Genomic DNA, 3,243 nt, shown 5'->3' on the forward strand with positions numbered 1-3,243 from the left:
AGAGCGCTTCCAGGAACACGAGCAGCTTATCGTCCGGGCGATAGCGGCCCGGACTGGCGGCCGGCGCGGCGATGAGCGACAGGGCTTTCTCCTTCATCCGCATGTCGGCGTGGAGGTAGATCTGCGTCGTCTCGACCGACTCGTGTCCCAGCCAGAGGGCGATCACCGACTGATCGACGCCGTGCTGCAGCAGCTCCATCGCGGTGCTATGTCTGAGGGTGTGTGGGCTGACGCGCTTGCTGGCGAGCGAGGGGCGCGACGCCGATGCGGTGAGGGTGTGCCTGCGGACGAGGTGTTCGAGCGCGTCGCGGCTCAGCCTGTCGCCTCGCATCGTCGGGAAGAGCGGCTGATCGTCGCTGGCGCGACGTTCCCTCAGCCATGCCTCCAGCACCTTCACAGTGTCGCGGCGAAGCGGCGTGCAACGCTCCTTCCTGCCCTTGCCGTCGCACCGGACATGCGCTCCGGAGCCCACCACGATGTCCTTGCAGCCCAGGTTGATCAGCTCGGACGCGCGCAAGCCGGTCTGGAGCGCGACCAGCAGGATCGCGTGGTCCCTGCGCCCGATCCATGTCGATCGGTTGGGCGCGGCGAGCAGCGCGGTGATCTCCTCCCGATCGAGGAAGGTCACGGTCCGCTTGACGTAGCGCTTGCTCGGCATCGCCAGGATCCGCTGGCAGTGCAGCAGATAGGCCGGCTCGTTCATCGCGACATAGCGGAAGAAGGAGCGGATGGCGGCGAGCCGCGTGTTGCGGCTGCGCGCGGTGTTTCCTCTGGCCGTCTCGACGTGGAGCAGGAAGTCGGCGACCAAGTCGACGTCAAGATCCTCGATCCTGAGCCGGGTCGGCGCCTTGCCGCGCTGCTCGCTGGCGAAGCGCAGGAACAGCCGGAAGGTGTCGCGATACCCCGCGATCGTGTTCGCGCTGGCCTCCATTTGCGTGCAGAGACGGTCGGTGAAGAAGCACTGGAGCAGCGCCGGGAAGGTCGAGGCGGTCATAGGGACGCCTCCACGTCCGAAGGTCCGGTGATCCGCTGGGAAGCCAGTTCCAGGAGCTCGGGCGTCGCCTCGATGTACCAGTACGTATTCTCCGGACTGGCGTGGCCGAGGTAGGTCGTCAGCTTGATCATTTCGCGGGCCGGATCCTGGCCCTGGCGATACCAGCCGATGATGGTCCGCACGGCGAAGCTGTGACGAAGGTCGTGGATGCGGGGACCACGGCCATGACGCCCGTAGCGCTGCGGGGGCCGCAGGCCGAGGCGCTGGCTGACCAGTGCGAAGTTGTAGCGCGCACCGCAGTCGCTGACGCGGGCGCCCTGATCATTGACGAAGAACGGCTGCGGAGCGAAGGCGAGCAGCCGGTCTCGCTCGTTGGCATAGGCGCGCAGGCGTTGCGTGACGCTGCCGTCGATCGGCACGAGCCGGGACTTGCCCAGCTTACCCCGCCGGACCGTCAGCACGCCGACCTCCAGATCGACGTCGCCGGCGTCGAGGCCGAGCGCCTCGCTGATCCTGAGCCCGGTCACCGCGATCAGGCCGAAGAGCGTCGAGTAGGTCTGCCCGCGCAGGCCGTAGACCGAAGGCAGCTCGGCTGCGGCGTTGACGATGCTGGCGATCTCTTCGTCGCTGTAGATATAGGGCCGCGGGCGTCGAGCATGGGACGGGATCAGCCCGCGAGGCGGAGCCTCGTGCGCTGGATCGAGGCCGTGCAGCCACGCCCCGAACAGGCGCACGATGCCGAGGCGGGCCGCCCAGGTCTGGCGGCCGGCCTGGCCGAAGCTCGCCTGCCAACGCTGGAACAGGTCAGTGCTGACGTGCTCGGCGCCCTGGCTCTCGGCGAAGGCGATGAAGCGCCGCAGCACCCTGGCCGACGTGCGCAGATCGTAACCCAGGCTGCGTCGGATCGTCAGATAGCGGTCGAGCTCGTCGGTGAGGCGGGTCATTGCGTGCCTCCCGCGACCGGCCACGGCTGTGCGATCGAGCGCAGGCCCTCGATGTCGAGCTTGGCGTAGATCATGGTGGAGGCGCGCGACCGGTGGCGGAGCATGTCGCTCACCTCGGCCAGCGACGCGCCTTGGCGCACCAGGTTGGTCGCCAGGCTATGGCGCAGAACATGCGATCCCACATACCGGCAAGGTGGCGTCACCCCGGCCCGGGTGAACGCCTCCTGCAGGATAGTGTTGAGCACCTGTCCGTCTTTGAACGGACCATTCGGCGCCCGGGCCGTGACGAACAGCGCGCGAGACGTCGATACGCGATCCTGCTGGATATACTCGGATAGCGCTTCGCCGACGTCGGGCGGGATTGGCATGCGGTCGTGGTTCTGGCCCTTGCCGCGCACGATGAGCTCACCCGCCCGCCAGTCGATGTCGTCGAGCTGGATGGCGACCACTTCTGGCGCACGCAGGCCCAGGCGTGCGAGCAGGAGGAGCATCGCGTGATTGCGACGACCGAAGCGCGGGTCGGCCCGGACCTCCGCGAGGACCATCTCGACCTGCTCGGGCGTCAGATGGCGAGGCAGCCGGGCGTCATAGCGCTGGGCGATGCTCGGCACGCAGAGCGCCAGGTTGGTCACCGTGAGTCCGCTCTTGAACAGATATTGGAAGAAGCTGCGCAGGTGGGTCGGCGGTGTCTTGTCCCGGAACGGCGGCTTGCGGGTGGTCAGCCGCTGGAGGAAGGCGACGGTGTCGCCGGGCGTGATCGCGCCAAACTCGACCTCGGCCTCGCCGAAGCGGAAGCTCAGGAACCGGTCGGCGAAGCGCCAGCAATGGCCGATCGTTCGTTCGCTCAGCCCTCGCTGACGGCGCAGATAGTCTTCGTAGTCCCGCCGCAGGGTCGCGTGGGCAAGCTCTCTTGCCGTTGGCGGCGTCGGCGGCTTGGCCACACCGAGCGTCATGAGATATCCGGTGAAGCGCTTGACGATGAAGACGCCATACTGGAGTCGGTCACCACGCCAGTCCGTTCCCAGCACAAGCTCGACCGCGACGTCCGGCGTCAGCTCATTCAGCGCAACCCCATGCTCGACCATCAGCCCGAACAGTCGTTCGATCGCGCCAGCGTAGATGCGGATCGTCCCTCGATCGTAATTCAGTCCCGCCAGCTCGACGCGGTATTGCTCCAAGAGCCCGCCGAGCGGCTCCGCTGCCATCTGCCCTGTCGTTGAATTGATCATGTCCTCGCTCCTCTTCGTTGGAAGAAGTGAGGAATGGCGCACCAGTGACGTCTCGTCGCTCGGTGCCGAACGCTGG

General features: G+C 67.1%; 3 protein-coding genes. All 3 read right to left on the bottom strand.

Going from position 1 to position 3,243, the window contains the following annotated elements:
* A partial coding sequence (locus OCL97_RS22480) for a tyrosine-type recombinase/integrase (RefSeq protein ID WP_377371930.1) occupies positions 1–994 on the bottom strand: 994 nt, incomplete at its 3' end.
* Entirely contained in the window at positions 991–1,938 is a 948-nt protein-coding gene (locus OCL97_RS22485) for a tyrosine-type recombinase/integrase (protein ID WP_377371932.1), read from the bottom strand. The genes OCL97_RS22485 and OCL97_RS22480, both read right to left, overlap by 4 nt.
* Positions 1,935–3,243: tyrosine-type recombinase/integrase (locus OCL97_RS22490; protein WP_377371933.1), on the bottom strand; the 1,309-nt coding region annotated here is incomplete at its 5' end. The genes OCL97_RS22490 and OCL97_RS22485, both read right to left, overlap by 4 nt.

It is taken from the genome of Phenylobacterium ferrooxidans, from assembly GCF_042714595.1.
GTDB lineage: Bacteria > Pseudomonadota > Alphaproteobacteria > Caulobacterales > Caulobacteraceae > Phenylobacterium > Phenylobacterium ferrooxidans.